Origin of the sequence: Oceanococcus atlanticus (assembly GCF_002088235.1) — a bacterium.
Classification (GTDB): domain Bacteria; phylum Pseudomonadota; class Gammaproteobacteria; order Nevskiales; family Oceanococcaceae; genus Oceanococcus; species Oceanococcus atlanticus.
This window is the reverse complement of the sequence record NZ_AQQV01000003.1, coordinates 208,652-230,187: the sequence shown is the minus strand read 5'-3', so window position 1 is coordinate 230,187 and position 21,536 is coordinate 208,652. Positions and strand designations below refer to the sequence as shown.

Below are 21,536 nucleotides of genomic sequence, written 5' to 3'. Positions count from 1 at the left end.
GATGATCATGCGTATGGTCACTTTCGGCAGCCTGTTAGCGGCTGCCATTTACGCCCTAAATGCCCACGCTGGGCAGCAAACAACCAGCATGACCGTCGATGCCGAAGTGATTGAAGTTTGCAGCATCAGCGCGAGCAACATCAATTTTGGCTCAGGCACGACAACACAGCTGATTGGCACGACCCAAAGCACTCAGATTGCCGTCAGCTGCCCGGACAACATGGACTGGACCGTCTCGCTGGGAGGCGATACTGAAGAAAGGACATACGGTCGCATGTTGCGATACATCTACCCGCCAGACGAGCCTATGTACTTCGAGGCTATAGGGTTTGAATATGCCCTCAAGCATATCGACAGTACGAATCCGGTCGGCACTCTGTGGGGCGACGGATCATCAACCAAGCTGGGAGATCCAGTCAGCGGCGTAGGTGAGAAAGTCCTGGTGGCCCAAGCCTCCATTCTCAGCCAGCTGAATTTCATCCCCCTGCCCAATCTCCCTGCGGGGCAATATACCGACACTGTTACGGTCACGCTGGACTATTGATGGCCATGCGTTTTTTGTCGATGTGCAGCCTGCTGCTTGGATGCTTGATCCCTGCCGCTCAGGCCGCTCTCAGCGTTGCCCCGACCCAGCTGGAACTCGGGCCGGGGCAGCGCAATGCCAGTCTGCAGGTACGCAACACTTCTGAGCAATCACGCAATATTCAGGTCTTGCTGCTTCGCTGGACACAGGATGGCAAGGACCGCTACGAGGACAGCAATGAGCTGGCCTATTTTCCAAAGCTGCTGACCTTGAATGCACAGTCTTCACGCACGATCCGCATTGGTTTGCTGCAAGCTGCCGACGGTGATCAGGAAGTGGCCTACCGGCTGGCGGTGCGTGAGCTTCCGGATTTGTCGTCCAGCGCCTCGCCGGTCAATTTCGCCAGCCAGATTCGCGTGCCGGTGTTCGTGGGGGGGAGCGAGGATGCCGGGACAAGTTGGGCGATCAGTGAACTCCAGCAAAGCGGGCAGCAGTTCAGCGTCACCATTAGCAATCAGGGCAGCCAGCACATCCGCATCCGTGAGATTTCGGTGCAGGCGCACGATGCCGATGAGCACGCGATCAACAGCCTGCAAGCCAGCGGCTGGCGAGTGCTGGCTGGAGGTCGCTATGACTTCGCGCTGACACCGGCTGAGCGTGCATCGCTGTGCGCCAACAACATCGCAAGCTTGCTCGTCACCGCTCACAGCCAGGATGCTGGCGAACAATCCCGCCGCTTTGCCCGTGTTGATGTGTGCCTGGCCCCGACGCCCTGAACTCGTCGCCGCGCTGCTGGCTTTATGCAGCATCACGCAAGTCCTCGCTGAACCCGTTCCGCTGGCCTTGAGCATCAATGCCGAAGACCATGGCGTGCACCTGGTCGAGCTTGATGAGCATCAGCACATTCGCATCGCTCGAGAGGTGCTGCTTGACGCCGGTCTGGCTGAAGACAAGCTGCCCGCTGCCGCCTGGCTGGCCCCACAGGATTTCGCGCTCAGCCATACGTTCGATCCTGAATCCGGCAGCCTTGCGCTACAGGTGCCGGCTGACTGGTTACCGCCAAACCAGCGTGATCTGTCAGGGCGCGAGCCCATTCCCGCACCGCTGGACAACCGTTCGGTTTATCTGAACTACGCATTCAATGCGACCCGGCGTGGCGAACAAGATGTGGATTGGCAGGCACCGTTCGAGCTGGGCCTGCGGTATGACGCCTGGCTGCTCAATAGCACCTACAATCTGGATGAACGGCAAGGTCAACGCGGGCAAACCGTACTGCAACGCGATGATCGCGCCGGGATGTGGCGGTTGGCGCTGGGTGATGTAGGCGCGCAGGCCGGGCCACTGGGTGGAACGCAAGCACTGGCCGGTCTGCGGGTATCCTCGGCCTTCAATCTGCAGCCCGGTTTTGTGGCCTCGCCATCCCTGCAACTCAACTACATGCTGGACACCCCCGCCGAAGTGGAGATCTGGCTCGATGGCCGCCGCGTCGCCACAGAATCAGTGCCGGCCGGCCCCTTGCAGCTGAACAACCTTCCCCTGTACGGCGGCAGAAGCGGCAATGTGCGCCTGTTGATCCGTGATGCCTTCGGCGAAGTTCGCGAGATTGAAACCGACGTGTACATTTCCTCCCGCCAACTGGGCCGGGGCGTACATCAATTCAGTTACAGCATCGGCCTGCCCCGGCTGGCCACAGACCGTTATGCCAATCAGCCCACGGCATTATTTGAACACCGCATCGGCTTGAATGATCACATCACCGCCGGCCTGTCCGGTTCCGTGGATGACACACAGTGGCAAAGTGGCCTGGAACTGGCCGGTGCGCGGCCATGGCTGGGTGAATGGTCCCTGGCTTACAGCCATGGCGGCGCACACGCCGCCAACAGCGGTCACGCCATGCAGTTTTCACTCAATCGCAGCATGGATCATGTGCTCTTTTCCGCTTCGGCCTTTCAGCGCGACGCCCACTATCAAACTGTGGGACTCAGCGCAGGCCGACTGCGCCGCGCAAATGTGCGCATGGGCCTGAGCAGCGGCTGGTTACGCGGTCTGAACTTGAGCCACTCCTGGGCGGATGGTGAGCTGACCAACGCGGTCGGCGACACGCCTTCCGCGCGCAGTCGCCAGTGGCGACTGAACTTCAGCCGCAATTTGGGCCGAGGTCTGGCAGTCAATGCTCAAGCCTGGCACGACACCATCCGTCACCAGTCACAAATCAGCCTGTCATTTAACTGGCTGTTCGGGCGCGAACTGGCATCTTCACGCCTGGACTGGCGCGATGATGATCAGCGCAGCTGGGTCAATCGCATCAGCCGCAGTGGTGATGGTCAGTTGCGCGACGGCTGGACGGTGGAACTGGAACAACGCCAAGCAGATGGGCAGGCAGAGCCGCTGCGCAGCGCCCGCGCCGATTACGACCTGAACGCACGCTATGCTACGGCGCGCCTGGGTTATCGACGCGACCAACTGGACCGTAACGGCGAAGATCACTGGAGCCTGCGCCTGTCTGGTGCCACGGCCTGGGCCGATGGCAAGCTCGCGCTCGGGCGCCCGATACGTGGCGGCTTCGCCATTGTCGATGCCGGCAAGACCAATGTCGATGTGTTTCACAACAATCAGCTCGCCGGAAACAGCGGGGCCATGCCTCTGCTGTTGCCCAATCTAACGCCCTACTATCCGCAAAGCATCAATTTCAAGCTGCCGGATTCACTGCCACTGGGCACCCGCGTCAGTTCCACCCAACACAAGCTCAGTGTCTGGGATGGCGGTGGCAGCACGGTGTCGCTGGCACTGCAGCAACTCAACAGTTATGAAGGGCGCATTGATTTGCTGTCCCCGGATGGCCAACGCCAACCAGCCCAGTTCGGCGCTCTCGTCCTGCATCAAAACAACGGTGACAGCCAGCGTATTGCCCTGGGGCTAAACGGTTTCCTATATCTGGATCAGATTCCGCCTGGCGAGTACCGCGCCGAGGTTCTGCTTAAAGATGAATCCTGTCACATGATCCTGCATCTGCCGCAGAGCAACCAGAGCTTCAACGATCTTGGGGTTATATCCTGCAGCTTGACGGCATCCTGAAGTACCAGCGTCACACCGTAAGATATGGCTAAAAAAGGCTCACCCGGAGCGATAAGCATGCCGCGACTGGCACCTGCGCAACGAATGTCCATCGGCCTGATCGTGTGGATTGTAGGGTTATGGGGTTTGTGCACATACATGCTGTCTCAGCCCTGGCTGGGCCTAAGCCTGCAAAACCATAACGATCGCGTCACGGTGTTCGCTGTAGATGCCGACGGCCCAAGTCATGGCCTGCTCACAAAAGGCATGATTCTGACCGCTGTGAGTGGCGGCGGGCATACCGCCAAACTCGACGGACTGGATGTCACCGTCGCGCCCGATATGCTCAAAACTTACGCTCAGGCAGATCATTTCTATAAACGTCAGAGCATCCTGGCCACCCTGCTCGATCATGCTCAAATCAGCATACAAACGGCGCGTGGCCAAACCTTTGTTATTCAACCCGCAGCACGAACACCGCTACGTGCTTTGCCCGCTTCATTCTGGTACCAGATTGGTGTCGGGTCGTTCTGCTTCTTGCTGGGCTTAGGCGTATGGGCCTTTCGCGCCCACGATCGTGCCGTCAGCTATTACTTCCTCACAGGCATAGGGGTCGCCCTGTTCGTCGGCATTGCCACCTTGTATGTCAGCCGCGAACTGGCTGTGCCCGGGGAGGTGCTCAAACGTGCGGAAAAACTCAACTCGCTCGGTGTCACATTGTTCGGCTGGGGCTTTATCACAACGGTTTGCCATTTCCCCCGAACCCTTTGGCCTCACAGGCCGGTGGGCTTGTGGGTTTTTCTTTTCATGAGCCTGCTGTTTTTAAACAACCTGCTCGAGTGGCCCGAGACTTTTTCCGCTGGTCGCAACTTGCCCATCGCACTGGTTTGCGTCGTCATGTCTGCGTTGGGATACCTGCACAGCCGGGCCCTGCGCAACAAGCCGGCCGACCGTGCTCTGCTTCGCTGGTACGTAACCTGTTGGCTACTCGGTTCTCTGCTGTTCCTGGTCAGTTATAACCTGCCCTTGATCGCCGGACAGTCGCCTCTCATTGAGAAACCCTGGGCATATGGTCTTTTTGCCTTGATTTATCTGGCCATCACCTTGGGTATTTTGCGTTACCGCGTGTTCGATCTCGATCGTTGGATATTTGCCTGCTGGATCTGGTTTTTTGGCGGCGTGCTGGTCATTGCCCTGGACGTTCTTTTAATCAGTCTATTGCCGGTTGGTGAAGGCACTGCATTGACCCTGGCTGTCGCGCTCATTGGCTGGGTGTACTTTCCCTTGCGTCAACTGATGTGGGGTGCTGTCGGCATAAATCGACAAGGCATCAACGAACGAGATTGGCGCAATATGCTCAGCGCAGCGCTAGCCAGCACACATCCAAGTGAACTTGCGGCGCAATGGCGCTTGCAGCTCCAGCGTCTGTTTCAACCTGCGGCAATCCGCAACATACAAAGCTGTTCCCAGGCAACCATCGCCGACGACGGCAATATGCTCCGGATTCCCGGTTTCGCCGAGGTGGCACCGATTGAGCTGGAACTCAAACAACACGGCCAGCGCTTGTTCACCCGCGATGACCGTGACCTTGCCGATGCGGCGGTCATGATGTTTTCCCAAGTCGCAACGTTCCAGTCGGCTTACAAAGCCGGTGCACTCAAAGAACGCGAGCGGGTTGCCCGTGATCTGCATGACGATGTCAGCGCCCACTTGATGACACTGATATTCAAAGCTGAGTCTGACCGCTTGCCCCCGCCATCCGGAATCGCTGCGATGGGACGCGAAGCCATGACCGAACTGCGCACGGTGATTCGCGGCCTGGAGCGGCAATCCGTGCCGCTGCATGATGCTTTGAACGCCTGGCGCGCCGAAATCCGCCAACGTTGCGGATCAGGCATCAGTCTCAGGTGGGAACAGCCCGACGAGCCCGCCCTTGCCCGCATTGAACTCAGCGCCCGGCACAACACCAATATCACCCGCATTCTGCGCGAGTCCGTCACCAACGCACTCAAACACGCGCAACCCAGCACACTCCATGCCACCATCAGCTGCGAACTCAATGTGCTGCGGCTTGTGCTAAGCAATAACGGCGTGGACAAACCCGTACCGGATGGCGAGGGTCGTGGATTGCACAATATGAAGCGCCGCGCACAAGAACTCGGAGGTCATTTTCAGACCAATCTCGATGCGCACCATTACCGGGTAACATGTGAGATTCCGCTCACCACACCTGTGATGGCGCCGCGTTGAAAAAAGTCATCATTGTCGAAGATATGCCTGATGCCGCTCAGTGGCTGAGCGACATCGTCTGCGATGTATTTGGCGCACGCACCCAAATTCAGCATGTACCAACCTTGGGTGCGGCGCGCCGTACCCTGGCCAGTACTGCAGCCGATCTGGCTCTGGTCGACCTCAACCTGCCAGACGGCGGGGGGCATGAGTTCATCCAGGAATCGATGCGCAGCGATGCGCGTACGATTTGCGTGGTCACCACGGTTTATGACGACGACGCCCATTTGCTCCCCGCCTTGCGCGCTGGCGCACGTGGCTATTTATTGAAGACCGATCCGCGTGACGTGCTGATTGCGCAGTTGCAAGGCATCCTCGAGAACCGCCCTCCTCTGTCGGCTTCTGTGGCCCAGCGCATCATGCAGTTCTTCGTCAACCCCGAGCCGTCCATTGAACCGCTGACTGAGCGCGAAAAAGACGTGCTGCGTTGCATCGCCCAAGGCTTGCGTAGCCGAGATGTTGCCGATCAACTTGGGGTGTCACTGAACACCGTCTCGACCCACATCAAACGGGTCTATGCCAAACTGGATATCTCATCGCGGGCCGAAGCCACGCTCGCGGCGGAACGTATGGGGATGCTGGACCTGCCAGACACATGAGCAATACCGCGGCAAAGCCGCAGCAAGCATCGATCAAGACAGCTGTCATTTCGCTGATGGTCGTGGCCATCCTCGCCGCCATGGCTTATCTCGCCCATCAGCTGATTGAGCTGCTCGACGAACAGCAGGCCATGAGCATCGACGTGGCGGAAATGGACGATGTGCGCTACGGCCTGCTCAACGCCAATGTGTGGGTCGAGCACGTCACCTACATTCTGGAAAAGAAGATTCGTGAGTTTGATCTGGGCGAGGAAAATCGCGAGGCGATCAAACGCAGTCTCAGCCGCATGCTCGACACGCTGATCACCGAAGTCGACAACTACATGCGCAAGCAGAATCTGTCCGGCCAGACCTGGTGGGAACGTGTGCGCGGCCAGATCAAACAGGGCGTGCAGAACATCTTCATTGATGTCGAAGACATCAAAACCGCGATCCCCGAATATGCTGATCGCATACTTGCCGAGCTGGAAGAACCGGAAGCGCGAGACGAACTCAACCTGTTTCTGCGTGATGTCCTGTCTGATCTATCCAAGCGCACCTTCTCGCCGCTCGATCTCAGCCGCATAGAAGCCATTGAAGCCAAGTACGAATGCACCGAATGGATGTTCTGTCGCGCCCTGATCGAGGCGCGTATCCGCAACCATCAGGACGAGGCCAAGCGCTATGCCATGGCCATCCTGGCGCTGATGCTGAGCCTTTTCCTGCTGCTGCGTCTGGAGTCACCACGACCGAGCCGCGATCGCTTCGTGGCCCTGGCTGTCGGCGCGACTATCCTCATGCTTTGCGGCGTGCTGACCCCGATGATGGATGTCGAGGCGCGTATTTCCGAGCTGCGTTTCGTGCTGCTCGGCGAGCCGGTGGTGTTCGCCAACCAGATGCTCTATTTCCAGAGCAAAAGCGTGCTCGATATGGTCGAGGTGCTGACCTCAACCGGGGCCTACGACATGATCGCGGTGGGGCTGCTGATCATGACCTTCAGCGTGCTGTTTCCCATGGCCAAACTGGCCTCGTCGGTGCTTTGGCTCTACGGCAAGGCGCGCTTGCGCGGCAATCCTGTGGTGCGCTTTTTTGCCCTCAAATCCGGCAAATGGTCGATGGCTGATGTCATGGTTGTGGCCATCTTCATGGCGTATATCGGCTTTGACGGGATCATTGCCAGCCAGCTCAGTGGCTTTGCCGACGCCACCGAGCAGGTCGATGTGCTGACCACCAACGGCACCTCGCTGGAACTCGGCTTTTTCATGTTTCTTGGCTTCTGCCTGACCAGCCTGCTCAGTGCAGCCTGGATGGAAAGCGCCATCACCCACTCGGAGACCCCGCATGAGCAATGAAAACAACAGCCACAGCATGGTCATCGGTTACATACTGTGGATCTTCGGCTTCATGGGCGCCCACCGCTTCTATTACGGCCGCCCGATCACCGGCATCATCTGGTTTTTCACCCTGGGGCTGTTTTTCATCGGCTGGATCATCGACCTGTTCCTGATTCCAGGCATGGACCGCTCCGCCGACCGGCGCTACCTGGAAGGGCCGATCGACTACAACCTGGCCTGGATACTGCTCACCTTCCTGGGCATTTTCGGCATCCATCGCTTCTATCAGGGCAAATGGATCACCGGCATTCTCTACCTGTTCACCGGCGGCTTGCTTTTGATCGGGGTGATTTACGATTGGTGCACGCTCAACGATCAGATCGACGAACGCCATCGCCGTGAAGCCATGGCGGGATGAGAGTGCTGATGAAGCGCCACGAAACCTGAACAGGCCTCGCGGCGCATCCGTTCAGCCTTTCAGGGCTGCCGCCACCATCTTGCCGAATTTGGCCGGCTGCTCCATACCCTGGCGCAGGGCGCGCGCGCCGGTTTCGTCCGAGATTGCCCCATCCCAGGCTTCGGCCACCGCTTCGGGCGAGGCGTTCGAGCCAAGAAAGACGCCCTGGGTTTCGACGATGCGGGTGCGTGCAAAACAGCCTGCGCCAGCGCACAGAATTTCACCATTCGGTGCATTTTCACTGCACAGGAACAGCACACCCGGGGTGACCTGCTCCGGGCCCATCAGCTCCAGCTGGTCAGCCGGGAACAGTTCTTCGGTCATGCGTGTGGCCGCTGTCGGCGCCAGTGCGTTGATGCGGACATTGTATTTTTCGCCTTCCAGCTTGAGCGTGTTCATGGCCCCGACCACACCCATCTTGGCAGTGCCGTAGTTGGTCTGACCGAAATTGCCGTACAGCCCGGAGCTGGAACTGGTCATCACGATACGACCGTACTGCTGCTCGCGCATGGTCTCCCAAACCGCTTTGGTGCAGTTGATCGAGCCCATCAGATGAACCTCGAGCACCACACGAAAGTCGTCGAGCGAGCCTTTGACGAACGTCTTGTCGCGCAGAATCCCGGCGTTGTTGACCAGAATATCGACCCGCCCCCAAGCCGCCTTGGCCTCGGCCACCATGGCTTCGACTTGCGCGTAGTTGGTCACGTCGGCGCCATTGGCCATGGCTTCGCCGCCGCCAGCCTTGATCTCCTCGACCACGGCTTGTGCAGCCGCCGACGACGCCCCGGTGCCATCACGGGCGCCGCCCAGATCATTCACCACCACTTTGGCGCCGCGCGCGGCAAAGGCCAGTGCATGGGCGCGCCCCAGACCGTTGCCGGCACCCGTCACGATGGCCACCTGGCCGTCAAAGCGAATTGTCATAGTGTGTTCTCCTCAGGTTTGCGGTGATGACATTTAGCGGCGCCTATTCTTCAGCATTCGGGCGCAAATTCCGAGCCTTGAATCATTAACGTTGTGCATGGCTCACCATACACAAACATCATTGGCTGTTATTTCATTGCGGCGCTACGCTTGATCCTTTGCCAGCGCCGCCTTGCCGCGTAGTCTGCAAGCACAACGCGGCACATGAACAAGACAGGCATATGGGGACCATCACACTGATTCGCCACGGCCAAGCCTCATTCGGCAAGGCCAACTACGACCAGCTGTCCGAGCTTGGTTTTCGTCAGGGTCGCGAACTGGGCCGCTGGTTCAGTGATTGTCAGACGCGACTGGATCGCATCGTGACGGGCAGTCTTGCGCGCCACAAACAAACGGCCAGCGCGTGCTGCGAAACGCTTGCGTCGGACCTGGCGCCGGATAGCGCCTGGGAAACCCTGCGCGAGTTCAATGAATATGATCATGTGCAGATGCTGCATCGCCAGGAGCCAGGCTTTGCCGACCCTGCCTGGGTCAAGGCCCTGTTTATGGATCACCCCGACCCACGCAAGGAATTTCAACGCATCTTCAGCGCCGCGTTCGCCCGCTGGATCGGCGGCCAGCATGATGCCGACTACGACGAACCATGGCAGGCCTTTCGGGCCCGCTGTATCCGTGGTCTCGAAATACTGATCGACAGCGCAGCGCGCTCACAGCACATTGCGGTGTTCACCTCGGGCGGCCCGATCAGCGCCATCACCCAGCATCTACTTAAGATGCCGGACAGCGAAGCGGCCAAGCTCAACAGCAGCATCATCAACGCTTCAACCACCAAAATCCTGTTTCAGCCTGGCCATGTGACCCTCAGTGCACTCAACAGCCACGCCCACTTCGAACGCCTGTCCGGCGAATCCCTGATCACCTACCGGTAAAACCGCCATGCAAGAGCTGAAAGGCAAAACCACTGTCATCACCGGCGCCGGCAGCGGCTTCGGCCGCGAGTTCGCCCTGGCCTGCGCGGCCGAGGGCATGAATCTGGTGCTCGCAGATCTCAAACACGAAGGGCTTGAGGCCACCGCCGCGCTGCTCGATGCAGACACCCCCGTGCTGCTCAAGACCTGCGACGTTGCCAAACCGGAGCAGGTTGAAGCATTGGCCACGGCAGCACGCGAGCGCTTCGGCAATGTCCATCTGCTGTTCAACAACGCCGGCGTCGCCGTGACCGGGCCGGTATGGACGGCCACGCTGGAGGAATGGCGCTGGGTCATGGACGTCAATCTGATGGGCGTGGTGCATGGGCTGCGCAGCTTCACCCAGGCCATGATCGATTCCGGCGAAGCCTGCCACATCGTCAACACGGCATCCGCCGCAGGCCATCTGTCGGTACCCGGAAGCAGCATTTACTGCGTCAGCAAGCATGGCGTCGTCACCCTTTCGGAATGTCTGCACCATGAGCTCGGCATGCTCAAGGCCAATGTCGGAGTCAGCGTGCTGTGCCCCGCCTTCGTGCCCACCGGTATCGCCGATTCAGAAAATCTGCGTCCGCAGGATGCGCCGAAAAACCCGCACCCGATGACCAAAAGCAGCGATGCCATGACCAAACAAGCGGTGGCCAGCGGACGCCTCAGCGCGGCCGACGTGGCCCGCATCACTCTGGATGCGGTCAAGGCAAAACGCTTCTACGTGTTCCCGCACCAGAAGATCAAAGCCTCGATCGAAGGCCGTCTGCAGCATATTCTTGACGAACGCACACCGCACAACTCGCTGGCCTGACGCGGCCAGCGACGCAACCACGACAACGCTACGGAGACAACATGAAAGCGCTGCTCTGCAAACAGCATGGCCTGCCCGAAACCCTGGTGGTGGAAGACATTCCCGATCTCGAGCCAGGTGACGATGAGGTGGTGGTCGACGTCCACGCCGCGGCGGTGAACTTCCCCGACACCCTGATCATCCGCAATCTTTACCAGTTCAAGCCGGAGCTGCCGTTTTCTCCCGGCGGCGAATCGGCCGGCGTCATCGCCAAGGTCGGCGCCAAGGTCAAGAACGTCAAACCCGGCGATCGGGTGATCAGCTTCACCGGCTGGGGCGGCATTGCCGAGCAGGTGCTGTGCAAGGCCATGCAGGTCATTCCGATGGTCCCGGAGATGGATTTCGTCACCGCGTCGGCCTTTGTCATGACCTATGGCACATCGCTGCATGCGCTCAAGGACCGGGCTCGCCTCAAACAAGGTGAAACCCTGTGCGTACTGGGCGCCTCGGGTGGTGTGGGTCTGGCCGCCATCGAGATCGGCAAAGCCCTCGGTGCCAAGGTGATTGCCTGTGCCTCCAGCGCCGACAAGCTTGCCGTGTGCAAGGAACACGGCGCGGATGAGCTCATCAACTACAACGATGAAGACCTCAAAACGCGCATCCGTGAACTCACCGGCGGCAAGGGTGCTGACGTCATCTACGATCCGGTCGGTGGCCAATATGCCGAACCGGCCCTGCGCAGCATCGCCTGGCGCGGCCGTTATCTGGTGGTCGGTTTCGCCAATGGCGAAATCCCCAAGATCCCGCTGAACCTGGCCCTGCTCAAAGGCTGCGCCATAGTCGGGGTGTTCTGGGGCGATTTCGGCAAGCGTGAACCGATGAACCTGATGATGGATCTGAAGACCCTGATTGGCTGGTTCAACGAGGGCACCATCAAACCGCATATTGCTGACACCTATCCGCTGGCGCGCGGCGCCGAGGCCATTCGCGCCCTCATGGACCGCAAAGTTTCCGGCAAGGTGGTGGTGACCATGGAGCGCCCGGCATGAGTGAGGACTTCAGTGGCACCATGCCGGTGCGCGACAAGCATCAGTTTGATGTCGAGGCCCTGCAAAGCTACCTGAGCGAAACAGTCGACGGTTTTGCCGGACCGTTGACGGTGGAGCAGTTCAAAGGCGGCCAGTCCAACCCGACCTATAAGCTGATCACCCCCACGCGCAACTATGTGCTGCGCCGCAAGCCACCGGGCAAGCTGCTCAAATCCGCCCACGCGGTGGACCGCGAGTATCGGGTGATCACCGCGCTGGCCGAGACCAACGTGCCAGTGGCCAAAACCTACTGCCTGTGTGAAGACGACAGCGTGATCGGCACGGCCTTTTACGTCATGGATTGCGTCGAAGGGCGGATTTTCTGGGACCCCAGCCTGCCCGATCTGTCCGCCGAAGATCGGGCCGCGATCTACGACGACAAAAACCGCGTGATCGCCGAGCTGCACAAACTCGATCCGGCTGCGCTGGGCCTGGCCGACTACGGTTCCAGCGGCAACTATTTCGAGCGCCAGATCGGGCGCTGGTCAAAGCAATACTTGAGTTCCGCAGCACAGCGCATCCCGGCCATGGATCGCTTGATTGCATGGTTGCCCGAGAACATTCCGCCGGGTGACGAAACCCGCATCGTGCATGGCGACTACCGGCTCGACAACATGATTTTCCATCCCAGCGAGAACCGCGTGATCGCGGTGCTCGACTGGGAGCTGTCCACCCTGGGCCATCCGCTGGCTGATTTTTCCTACCACTGCATGACCTGGCGCATGCCGCCGGCCGGCAAGATGCGGGGTTTGGCAGGGCAAGATCTGGCGGCCTTGAACATTCCATCCGAGCAGGATTACGTGGCCCGCTATGCCGAGCGCACCGGTTTCACCATGCCCGGACCGGATGTGTGGGACTTCTGCATGGCCTACAACTTCTTCCGCCTGGCCGGCATTGCCCACGGCATTCTTGGTCGAGTTCAAGATGGCACCGCGGCCAACAAACAGGCCGAGGCCATCGGGCGTATGGCCTTTCCCCTGGCCGACATGGCCTGGAAGCTCGTCGAAAGCATCCAAGCGCGCGCCTGAACAATGCAGCGCAATTCGAAAATGAGCCGTTGAACAGGCTTATCGGGACACGCTCAAGTCCATCCATGGATCGCTCGTCGCCGGACATCCTGTCCGGCGACGGTCCCGAAAAGCCTGTTCAACGTCTCTTCATCACCGCATGGCGCGATATTGACGCGCATATGGAGACACCATGAATTTTGATTACAGCCCCAAAACCCAGGACCTGCTTGCACGCGTCAAAGCGTTCATGGACGAGCACGTCTATCCCAACGAACATCGGTTTGAGGCCGAAGTGGCTGAGGGTGATCGCTGGCAACCCACTCAGGTGATGGAAGAGATGAAGGCCAAAGCCAAAGCGGCCGGCCTGTGGAACCTGTTCCTGCCTGAGTTTGAAGAAGGCGCTGGCCTGACCAACCTGGAATACGCGCCGCTGTGTGAGCAGATGGGCCGGGTGCTGTGGGCGCCCGAAATCTTCAACTGCTCAGCACCAGACACCGGCAACATGGAGGTGCTGGCGCGTTACGGCACGCAGGAGCAGAAAGACACCTGGTTGACGCCGCTGCTCAAAGGCGAAATCCGCTCCGCCTTTGCCATGACCGAACCGGCGGTGGCTTCATCCGACGCCACCAACATCCAGTCATCGATTGTGCGCGACGGTGATGAATACGTCATCAACGGGCGCAAATGGTGGACCTCCGGCGCCAATGACCCGCGCTGCAAAGTGTTCATCTTCATGGGCAAAAGCGATCCGGACAATGAAAGCCGTCATCGCCAGCAATCGATGATCCTGGTGCCGGCCGATGCCGAGGGCATCACCATCATGCGGCATCTGCCAGTGTTCGGTTTTGACGATGCCCCGCATGGCCATGCCGAAGTCGATTTCAAGGATGTGCGCGTACCGGCCTCCAACATGTTGCTGGGCGAAGGGCGCGGCTTTGAAATCGCCCAGGGCCGCCTGGGCCCGGGCCGCATTCACCACTGCATGCGCCTGATCGGACTGACCGAGCGTGCGCTGGAGAAGATGTGCCATCGCTTGGCCACACGGACCGCCTTCGGCAAGCCGGTGGCGCGGCAGAGCGTGTGGTACGAGCGTGTCGCCGAGTCGCGCATTCTGATCGACCAGGCCCGCCTGCTCACTCTCAAAGCGGCTGACATGATGGACAAGGTGGGCAACAAAGCGGCCGCCCAGGAAATTGCCATGATCAAGGTGATGGCGCCGAACATGGCCTGTCAGGTGATTGACTGGGCCATACAAGCCCATGGCGGCGGCGGCATGACCACCGATTTCGGGCTGGCCCAGGCCTACTCCTGGGCGCGCGTGCTGCGGCTGGCCGATGGGCCGGATGAAGTGCACCGCCAATCCATCGCCAAAATGGAATTCGGCCGTCAGATGGCGCCCGCTTGAGCGCTAGCGGCTAACGCGGGCCGGCCTCAGGCCGGCCCGCTCAGACTCACTCCAGAGTCAGCGTATCGATGTGTATCGAATTGCGGATGTTGGCCAGCATCTTGGCCTGCTCGGCTTCAACCGTGGGCACATCGTCCATGACCACGCCATCGAACCAGGTCTCGAAATGTGCCGCCAGTTCGATGTTCAGATGATGGCGCTCGGCGCTGATTGATACCGGCTCGGCGAAATCCAGCTCCAGCGTGCTGCTGGCATGACCAGCCTGAAACTGCACACAACTGTGCGCGGTGTCGTAACCGCCTGCGGCGTACTCTTCATCGCTGAGCTGCGCCGTATTGTGGAAGTAGCACGGGTAAACATTCACCGCATGACCACTCAGCTCCAGGCCGCTGTCGGCATGTTTGCTCGCACTGGCAAGCACCGGCTCCAGCGCCAGTACCACCCCACAGTAGTCACCAACCTCCAGAGGCAACGCGCCGATGTATTTCTCATGCCCGGACAAGGCATCCAGCACATCGGTGGGTTCGGCCTCGTCATGTGAGCCGGCATGCGCCCAGGCACTGCTGACCAGACGCTGCCCCAGACCTTTCAGCATGGAGGCCACACTGGTGCAGGCTTTGACTTCAACCGGCACCAGATTGACCAGACCCAATTGCAGATCAATGCGCACACCGTCGAGCGTACGAAAAGTGATGTAGCTGGAACTGTGCTTGCTGTGCTTGCTGTGCTCATCGCCAGCATGCGCCGCCCCCACCGCTGTGACCGCAAAGCGCGCTTGCGCGCCTTCATGGATACTGCCGCTGCTGCTGTCACAGGCCGTCAAAGCCAACCCCAGCAGGCCGGCAGCAAAAACTCGAATAATCATTAAATATATTCCGTATTACGCTGTTTTTATTAGAAGTCGTAGGCCAGGCTAACTTGCACTGTCGGGTCTTCTTCCTGATCGCCGTTAAGCTCATCGACAGCCGGCAACTGCAGCGCGAGCCGAGTGACCAACTCCTGGCCCAGGCGCGCCGATGCACCGATACGGGCAACCACCAAGGTGCCACCCGAATCCGGATCGATCACACCGCTGTAGCGGTTTTCAGCCGAATAGCGGGCATCCAGGCCAAGTTCCACGGCAAAGCGCGGCGTCAGGCCGTATTGGCTGGACGCGCTGGCGACCCACACATTGGCCGGCTCAAACCCCTGCTCGGCGTCACCGAACTGGTAGTACTTGGCCGACACTGCAACAAACCAGGGAAACTGGTGAAAGGCGTACCAGCCGCCGAATTTGCCCGCCCATGCGCCCGCGTCGGGCTGAGCATCAATATTCAACACCTGGCCCTGATTGTTGCGCACGGTATCGCCTGTTGGCGCACGTACGCCGGCTTGCAGGCCGGCAATATGGCGACCGCTCATCGGACCCGTTTTCCACAAACGGTAACGCGCCGTCAGTTCCGCATCGCCCCAGCCACGTCCTTGCTCGCGTGAGAAATCGCGGCGGGTAATGGTCTTCTCCACATAGGGCATTTGTAGCGCGAAGCTAAGACGCTCGCTGGCGCTGTAAGCAACGCCGAGCACGGCGCGCGATTCATCGGTGGTGATCTGTCTGGGGTTGTTGTCCGCACCCTGAGTTTCCGAACGCCACAACAGATCAAGCCCGAGCCGAAAGCGCCCTGAAAAGGCCTTCTCCGAACCCAGCAAAGTGATCGTGGGATCACCACATTTGCAGGTTGAGCACGCCAGCGCGGAACTGCTTGCAGCAGCCAACGTGAGTCCGCCTAGCAGACTCAGATAAGAGATTTTCATGAATTGTCCTTGGTCCAACACACCGCACATCGCGTGCGGCATCTGATACGCAAGCGATCACGCCTGCGCGGATTCAGTTCAAGGACAAAACGGGAGGCGCGCGCGCCTGAAAGAGCGCGTGTTTGAGCGCAAAACCATCTGTGGGTGAGCCCCCTGGCGGATGCGCCGCCCGATGTGCCGCCACCAGCAAGGCCACGGCGAGCGCACCCAGCATGGCGCCCAAAGCCCCCATAATCAGGCACAGCTTGCAGTCTTGTGCCGTTTGCGCAGGCGCGCCCTGGGCATACAGACCGGGCGGTGCAACGGCCTTCATCTTGGCCAGCAAAACCGGCGATACCGTGCCGCAGAAGGCGTAGCTCAGACCGCCGTCATTTTGCATGCGCGCCCAATTCTGCGCGTGCAACAACGGCACGCTGGCCTGTGCCAGCAAAGCCAGCACAAGTAGAATCGAGGCCATTGAACGTATACGCATGCGGCGATTATAGCGCCGAAATGGCTGGCTTTAGCGACGCTAGGCCAGCAGCGTCAAGACAAGCTCGCGCTGATGCGGGGCATAGCGGTGTTCCCACAGAAAAACGCCTTGCCAGGTACCCAGCGCCAACCGACCCGCGCGCACCGGGATACTCAGCGAGTTGGCCGTGAGCACGCTGCGGATATGCGCGGCCATATCATCCGGCCCTTCAGCCCGATGTATAAAGCGACGATCACCATCGGTAACCAGATCCTGCATGTACTGCTCCAGGTCCTGTAGCACATCGGGATCCGCGTTTTCGCACAGGATCAGCGATGCACTGGTGTGACGCAGAAACAGATTGAGCAGCCCATCACCTGCCCTGCGCTCGGCCAGGCACTGATTGATACGGGTGCTCAGTTCGATCAAACCGCGGCCCGGCGTCGGCACGATCAACCGCTCATGCATGAATCTCTCCGTAGTCTGCCGTTTGTCGTCATACCGCACGTTTGGATGAATTTTCCGTCGCCGCTGACGACTAGCCTTGATTGGACAAGCAAGAATGACAGGGAGACACACCATGAATCCAGCCTGCAACACCATCCGCTGGTTTGCCTTGTACCCGGCCAGCGCCGGGCTGACCATGATGTTTGCACCGCAGCTGCCACTGCAGATCTTCGGATTTCCGGTTGAGGGTCTGGACTGGATTCGCATGCTCGGCGTGGTCACCACCATCGTGGCCTACTACTACTGGCGCCTGGGCAATGCCGAGGTTGAGGTGTTCTGCCGCTTCAGCGCCCAGGCCCGGCTGACCATCCCGCTGGTGTTCCTCGCCCTGGTGCTGTTGTTTGAGATGCGACCGATCTACATCGCCCTTACCGCAGGTGATTTCCTGGGCGGTCTGTGGACCTGGCATGCCCTGCGCGGCTTGGGTGTGCCGGTGTTCGGGGCACGCGGACATGCATGAGTTTTACCACGGCAGTCTGATCTTTCTCGCCGGATTGGCGCTGCTGACATTTATCTCAGGCTTCTGGATCACCAACCCCTACGGCCGCCACATGACGCCCGGCCAACGTTTCACCTTGCCCGCCCTGCCCGCCTGGCTGATCTTCGAATCGCCCCAGGTGTGGGCCTTTACCATCACCTTCTGGTGGCTGGCTGATGACCCCTCGGCGGTACAGCTTGCGCTGTATGCCTTGTGGCAAAGCCATTACATCTACCGCGCCATCATCTACCCACTGCGCACGCACAAGCGGGGCAAGCGTTTTCCCGTAAGCGGGGTGGTTTTCGGGTTCCTGTTCAACGCGCTCAATGGCTTCGTCAACGCTTATGCGGTGGTGCACGCACCTCATCTGATTCAGACCTGGTTTGCTGATCCGCGCTTTTTAATCGGTCTGGCCGTAGCCGTGGTCGGCTGGTGGATCAACTTCCAGGCGGACTCCATCCTGATCGGCCTGCGAGATGATGGCAGCGACGGCTACAAGATTCCTCAAGGCGGCCTGTTTCGCTGGGTCTCCAGCGCCAACTACAGCGGCGAAATCATGCTCTGGTGCGGCTGGGCGCTGATGAGCTGGACCGCCGCCGGCCTCATCTTTGCCCTGTTCACGATCGCCAAGCTGGGCCCGCGTGCACTGTCACACCATCGCTGGTATCGGGCCACCTTTGCCGACTATCCCGCCCAGCGCAAAGCCCTGATTCCCGGCCTGCTCTAACCCCCAGGCCGGCTCTGCCGCAAGGTTTCGACCGCATCCAGCGTGCGCGCCAGGGTGTACTCGAACACCTCTTCGTCATTGCGTTGGCCCAGGGCCGGCAGAATCTCCAGCCAGGTCGCCTGACTTTCAGGCGGCAACGCGTCCAGCGCGCGGCGCACACCTATGAGCTCTTCCGGCACCACCTTGGGTAGGACCAGTTCCATCAGCACGCTGCCGGTGACCACACGGCTGATCCAGCGCTGCGTATCGGCCAGCTCCTCAGCGCTGAAGCCGGCCTGCTTGAGCGCCTGCAGCAAAGGATTGGACACCGTTAACCAGGCCGCCGGCGTGGCAATCCCGTCCTGCAGCAACGCCGCGACGAAGGGATATTGCAGAAAACGCACCCGCAAGGCCCGGGCCCAGTTGGCCACCGTGTCGCGCCAGTGATCCGCGACCTCGACCTGCACATTGCTGAGCACATCTTCAGCGATGGCTTTCATCAGGTCTTCGCGATTGCGGATGTGGGTGTACAGCGACATCGGCGCAGCGTTCAGCTCGCGCGCCAGCGCCTGCATGGTCAGAGCCTTGTCCGGCGCCTCACGCAACAGCCGCAACGCCGCCTCAACAATCTGTTCGCGCGACAAATGGGCCGGTCGTCCACGCTTGCGTGGGCGGCTGCTCGAGCTGGTCTTTTCGGAGCTTGACATTATTTCCGTATGGCGTACGTTATTTCGCTCGCATGGTATCCAAAGGGGGGATCGCCATCAAAGCTTTTATCGTTAAGTGCTTGCAGGGATTCAAGAAACTGCGGCTGTGGATGCTGCGTCTGCGCGGCAAAACCGAACATGATGTGGCGGCAGAACGCATCGTCTCGGGCCAGGCTTGGGAAGAGTTCTGCGACACCCTCAAGGCCGCCGGCAGCGCCATGGTTTTTCCGGGCGCGCCGATGGATGCGTTCAATCAGGCCGAAGGATACCGCTACTTGAGCCGTCTGACCCGTGCCGGGCTGGAGGCGTTCATGGAATACGCTGATCCCAAGGCACCGGTGCTGCGTCGTCTGGCCCATGAAACGGTCAAGATGGGTTCAGACAATCCCGACAACAATTACATGAACGCCCAGATCAGCGGCGCGTTCGATTACCGCATCCGTGGCACCCGCGGCAGCGTGCACTACCTTGGCTTCGGCAGCCAGAAAGGCCATTACGGCCAGGGCGGCGAGATGCCGACCACCGGCTACGTCGAAGCCGATGATCTTGAGATCAACCCGGATGGCAGCTTCGAGCTGATCATCAGCGCACGCCAGCAGCCCGGCAACTGGTTACCCATGGAGGCTGACTCCAGCATGGTGATCGTGCGTCAGACCTTCAAGGATCGCAGCCGCGAAGTGCCGGCCGAACTGAGCATCGAACGCATCAGTGGCGACGGCATCCCCAGCCCGGTCACCGCACAGTCGGTCGATCACGGCCTCAACATGGCCAGCACCCTGGTGGCCGGTGCGTCCATGCTGTTCGCCAAGTGGGCGCGGGACTTCCAGAAGCACACCAACGAACTGCCGATGTTCGACCCGGAGCGTTCGACCAAGGCCGGCGGCGATCCCAACATCATCTATTACCACAGCTACTGGAAGCTGGCGCCGGATGAAGCACTGGTGATCGAAGCCGAACCGCCGGCCTGTGAAAGCTGGAACTTCCAGCTCGACAACCACTGGTTTGAATCGCTGGATTACCGCTACTTCACGATACACGTGAACAAGCACACGGCGGTCTACAACGACGATGGCAGCGTGCGCATCATCGTCGCCCACCAGGACCCTGGCCTGCCCAACTGGATCAACACCGTTGGCCATGATTGCGGCGGCATGACCTTTCGCTGGATACGCGCCGAGCAGCATCCGCAGCCGCGCTGCAAGGTGGTCAAGTTCGCCTCGCTCAGCGCCCAGCCCGCCCCAACAAAGCCCGTTTGATCATGACCAAAGCCTTTCACCCGTACCGCCCCACGGCGATCGCCATCCTCAATGGCGTGGGCCGAGCGCTCGGCTGGCGTGCCAATCTGACGCCGGACAACCTCATCGCCAGCGCGCGCAAGCGCACTGGACTTGTCGATTTCGGTGAAGACGATTTTCGCCCGGCTCTGGATCAGCTGTGCAGTTCGGCCATCCAGGACGCCAACATGCATCCGTTTGGGCGCTGGATTTTCCGCAAGCGCCTGCTCGACATGCTGGCCACACGCCTGCGCGTCCAGGATCTGATCACCCAGCACCCGGAAATCCTGGACCTGCCGATCGAGCCGCCGCTGGTCATTGCCGGGCTTCAACGTACCGGCACCACCATGCTGCATCGCCTGCTCGCGGCCGATCCGGCGACACGGGCCCTGGCCTCGTGGGAAGCGGTCAACCCCATGCCGCACCCCAAAGAAGAGCCGGGCAACCCGCAGTGGCGTATCAAGCAGGCCCGCACGGCTGAAAAGGGCTTGAAATACCTGGCGCCGGAGTTCTTCTCTATCCACCCGGTGGAAGCCACCGCGCCGGAAGAAGATGTACTGCTGATGGAATACAGCTTCCTCAGCCAGGTGCCGCAAGCAACCTTGCACCTACCCCTCTACAGCGCCTGGCTGAGCAAGCAGGATATGCGACCGGCCTACGCTTATCTCAAGGTTCTGCTCCAGGTGCTGCAATGGCAGCGCCCCGGCCAGCGCTGGGTGCTCAAAACACCGGCTCATCTGGAAAATCTGGATGTGCTGCTGGCAGTGTTTCCCAACGCCCGCATCATTCAGACCCACCGCGATCCGCAGCGCACCACGGCCTCGTTCTCCAGCATGCTGGCCCACGGCTTCGGGGTGTTCTCCGATCAGGTCGATGCGCCGCGCATTGCCCGCGACTGGCTGGCCATCAACGCCAATATGGTGGAAGCCGCATGGCAGGTGCGCCAGCAACATCCACAGGCTTTTATGGATGTCTCGTACTACGACCTGATGAAAGATCCGATGACTCAGGTCGAGCGCATCTACGCCTTCGCCGGCATCACGCTGAGCGATGAAGCACGTGCCGCCATGGAAGCGTCACGCCAGGTCAACAAGCAAAACCGTCACGGCAAACACAACTACACGCTGGAGGAATTTGGCCTGAGCCGCGAAGAAGTCGAACGCAGCTACGCCACCTACCGCGAACGTTTCAATATTCCGCACGAGTGAGAC

The 21,536-nt window shown here is 60.1% G+C and carries 22 protein-coding genes; 16 read left to right on the top strand and 6 right to left on the bottom strand.

Annotation, left to right across the window (positions count from 1 at the left end):
- Nucleotides 1-7: 7 nt before the first annotated feature.
- From ATO7_RS12015 to ATO7_RS11985, 7 genes are read left to right on the top strand one after another with little or no spacing between them, the layout of a single operon-like run.
- Complete coding sequence (locus ATO7_RS12015; RefSeq protein WP_158523192.1) at nucleotides 8-544, top strand: spore coat protein U domain-containing protein; 537 nt, start codon at nucleotides 8-10, stop codon at nucleotides 542-544.
- Nucleotides 544-1,299 carry a fimbrial biogenesis chaperone gene (locus ATO7_RS12010; RefSeq protein ID WP_083562027.1) on the top strand — a complete coding sequence of 252 codons (756 nt, stop codon included), beginning with the start codon at nucleotides 544-546 and terminating at the stop codon, nucleotides 1,297-1,299. Before ATO7_RS12015 ends, ATO7_RS12010 begins: the two co-directional genes overlap by 1 nt.
- On the top strand, nucleotides 1,274-3,598 hold the full coding sequence (locus ATO7_RS12005) for a fimbria/pilus outer membrane usher protein (RefSeq protein WP_158523190.1): 2,325 nt from the start codon (nucleotides 1,274-1,276) through the stop codon (nucleotides 3,596-3,598). The genes ATO7_RS12010 and ATO7_RS12005 overlap by 26 nt, the downstream gene beginning before the upstream one ends.
- 57 nt (nucleotides 3,599-3,655) lie before the next feature.
- On the top strand, nucleotides 3,656-5,827 hold the full coding sequence (locus ATO7_RS12000; RefSeq protein ID WP_158523189.1) for a sensor histidine kinase: 2,172 nt from the start codon (nucleotides 3,656-3,658) through the stop codon (nucleotides 5,825-5,827).
- Nucleotides 5,824-6,465, top strand: coding sequence for a LuxR C-terminal-related transcriptional regulator (locus tag ATO7_RS11995; RefSeq protein WP_083562024.1), 642 nt, complete (start codon nucleotides 5,824-5,826; stop codon nucleotides 6,463-6,465). Before ATO7_RS12000 ends, ATO7_RS11995 begins: the two co-directional genes overlap by 4 nt.
- Complete coding sequence (locus ATO7_RS11990) at nucleotides 6,462-7,796, top strand: paraquat-inducible protein A (RefSeq protein WP_083562023.1); 1,335 nt, start codon at nucleotides 6,462-6,464, stop codon at nucleotides 7,794-7,796. Before ATO7_RS11995 ends, ATO7_RS11990 begins: the two co-directional genes overlap by 4 nt.
- Nucleotides 7,786-8,196 (top strand): NINE protein, encoded by a 411-nt coding sequence (locus tag ATO7_RS11985; protein WP_083562022.1) that lies wholly within the window; start codon nucleotides 7,786-7,788, stop codon nucleotides 8,194-8,196. Before ATO7_RS11990 ends, ATO7_RS11985 begins: the two co-directional genes overlap by 11 nt.
- A 51-nt stretch (nucleotides 8,197-8,247) precedes the next feature.
- Here ATO7_RS11985 and ATO7_RS11980 read toward each other — a convergent pair whose 3' ends face one another.
- A complete protein-coding gene (locus ATO7_RS11980) occupies nucleotides 8,248-9,159 on the bottom strand; it encodes an SDR family NAD(P)-dependent oxidoreductase (protein WP_083562021.1) in 912 nt (303 codons plus the stop codon).
- Nucleotides 9,160-9,380: 221 nt separating this feature from the next.
- Here ATO7_RS11980 and ATO7_RS11975 point away from each other — a divergent pair, with 221 nt between their 5' ends.
- From ATO7_RS11975 to ATO7_RS11955, 5 genes are all read left to right on the top strand, one after another.
- The gene (locus tag ATO7_RS11975; protein ID WP_083562020.1) at nucleotides 9,381-10,088 is read left to right on the top strand and encodes a histidine phosphatase family protein; all 708 of its coding nucleotides are present in this window, start codon (nucleotides 9,381-9,383) and stop codon (nucleotides 10,086-10,088) included.
- A gap of 7 nt (nucleotides 10,089-10,095) precedes the next feature.
- Nucleotides 10,096-10,929, top strand: coding sequence for an SDR family NAD(P)-dependent oxidoreductase (locus tag ATO7_RS11970; RefSeq protein ID WP_083562019.1), 834 nt, complete (start codon nucleotides 10,096-10,098; stop codon nucleotides 10,927-10,929).
- Nucleotides 10,930-10,970: 41 nt separating this feature from the next.
- Nucleotides 10,971-11,957 carry an NADPH:quinone oxidoreductase family protein gene (locus ATO7_RS11965; protein WP_083562018.1) on the top strand — a complete coding sequence of 329 codons (987 nt, stop codon included), beginning with the start codon at nucleotides 10,971-10,973 and terminating at the stop codon, nucleotides 11,955-11,957.
- Nucleotides 11,954-13,024: a phosphotransferase gene (locus tag ATO7_RS11960; RefSeq protein WP_083562017.1), complete on the top strand. Its 1,071-nt coding sequence runs from the start codon at nucleotides 11,954-11,956 to the stop codon at nucleotides 13,022-13,024. The genes ATO7_RS11965 and ATO7_RS11960 overlap by 4 nt, the downstream gene beginning before the upstream one ends.
- Before the next feature lie 172 nt (nucleotides 13,025-13,196).
- Complete coding sequence (locus ATO7_RS11955) at nucleotides 13,197-14,411, top strand: acyl-CoA dehydrogenase family protein (protein ID WP_083562016.1); 1,215 nt, start codon at nucleotides 13,197-13,199, stop codon at nucleotides 14,409-14,411.
- A 46-nt stretch (nucleotides 14,412-14,457) separates the two neighbouring features.
- Here ATO7_RS11955 and ATO7_RS11950 read toward each other — a convergent pair whose 3' ends face one another.
- From ATO7_RS11950 to ATO7_RS11935, 4 genes are all read right to left on the bottom strand, one after another.
- Nucleotides 14,458-15,276 carry a hypothetical protein gene (locus ATO7_RS11950; RefSeq protein WP_083562015.1) on the bottom strand — a complete coding sequence of 273 codons (819 nt, stop codon included), beginning with the start codon at nucleotides 15,274-15,276 and terminating at the stop codon, nucleotides 14,458-14,460.
- Between the two features lie 29 nt (nucleotides 15,277-15,305).
- A complete protein-coding gene (locus tag ATO7_RS11945) occupies nucleotides 15,306-16,202 on the bottom strand; it encodes a hypothetical protein (protein ID WP_146680322.1) in 897 nt (298 codons plus the stop codon).
- A 73-nt stretch (nucleotides 16,203-16,275) separates the two neighbouring features.
- Complete coding sequence (locus ATO7_RS11940; RefSeq protein WP_146680321.1) at nucleotides 16,276-16,674, bottom strand: hypothetical protein; 399 nt, start codon at nucleotides 16,672-16,674, stop codon at nucleotides 16,276-16,278.
- A gap of 39 nt (nucleotides 16,675-16,713) precedes the next feature.
- On the bottom strand, nucleotides 16,714-17,121 hold the full coding sequence (locus tag ATO7_RS11935; protein WP_083562012.1) for a secondary thiamine-phosphate synthase enzyme YjbQ: 408 nt from the start codon (nucleotides 17,119-17,121) through the stop codon (nucleotides 16,714-16,716).
- A gap of 112 nt (nucleotides 17,122-17,233) precedes the next feature.
- Between ATO7_RS11935 and ATO7_RS11930 the strand changes: the two genes are divergently transcribed.
- Together ATO7_RS11930 and ATO7_RS11925 are read left to right on the top strand one after the other, a co-directional pair.
- Complete coding sequence (locus tag ATO7_RS11930; protein WP_083562011.1) at nucleotides 17,234-17,620, top strand: hypothetical protein; 387 nt, start codon at nucleotides 17,234-17,236, stop codon at nucleotides 17,618-17,620.
- Nucleotides 17,613-18,365: a DUF1295 domain-containing protein gene (locus ATO7_RS11925; RefSeq protein ID WP_083562010.1), complete on the top strand. Its 753-nt coding sequence runs from the start codon at nucleotides 17,613-17,615 to the stop codon at nucleotides 18,363-18,365. The genes ATO7_RS11930 and ATO7_RS11925 overlap by 8 nt, the downstream gene beginning before the upstream one ends.
- Here ATO7_RS11925 and ATO7_RS11920 read toward each other — a convergent pair.
- Nucleotides 18,362-19,051 (bottom strand): TetR/AcrR family transcriptional regulator C-terminal domain-containing protein, encoded by a 690-nt coding sequence (locus ATO7_RS11920; RefSeq protein ID WP_083562009.1) that lies wholly within the window; start codon nucleotides 19,049-19,051, stop codon nucleotides 18,362-18,364. The genes ATO7_RS11925 and ATO7_RS11920 overlap by 4 nt on opposite strands.
- Nucleotides 19,052-19,083: 32 nt before the next feature.
- Between ATO7_RS11920 and ATO7_RS11915 the strand changes: the two genes are divergently transcribed.
- Nucleotides 19,084-20,307, top strand: coding sequence for a DUF1214 domain-containing protein (locus ATO7_RS11915; protein ID WP_083562008.1), 1,224 nt, complete (start codon nucleotides 19,084-19,086; stop codon nucleotides 20,305-20,307).
- A 2-nt stretch (nucleotides 20,308-20,309) separates the two neighbouring features.
- The gene (locus tag ATO7_RS11910; RefSeq protein WP_083562007.1) at nucleotides 20,310-21,533 is read left to right on the top strand and encodes a sulfotransferase family protein; all 1,224 of its coding nucleotides are present in this window, start codon (nucleotides 20,310-20,312) and stop codon (nucleotides 21,531-21,533) included.
- Nucleotides 21,534-21,536 lie beyond the last annotated feature (3 nt).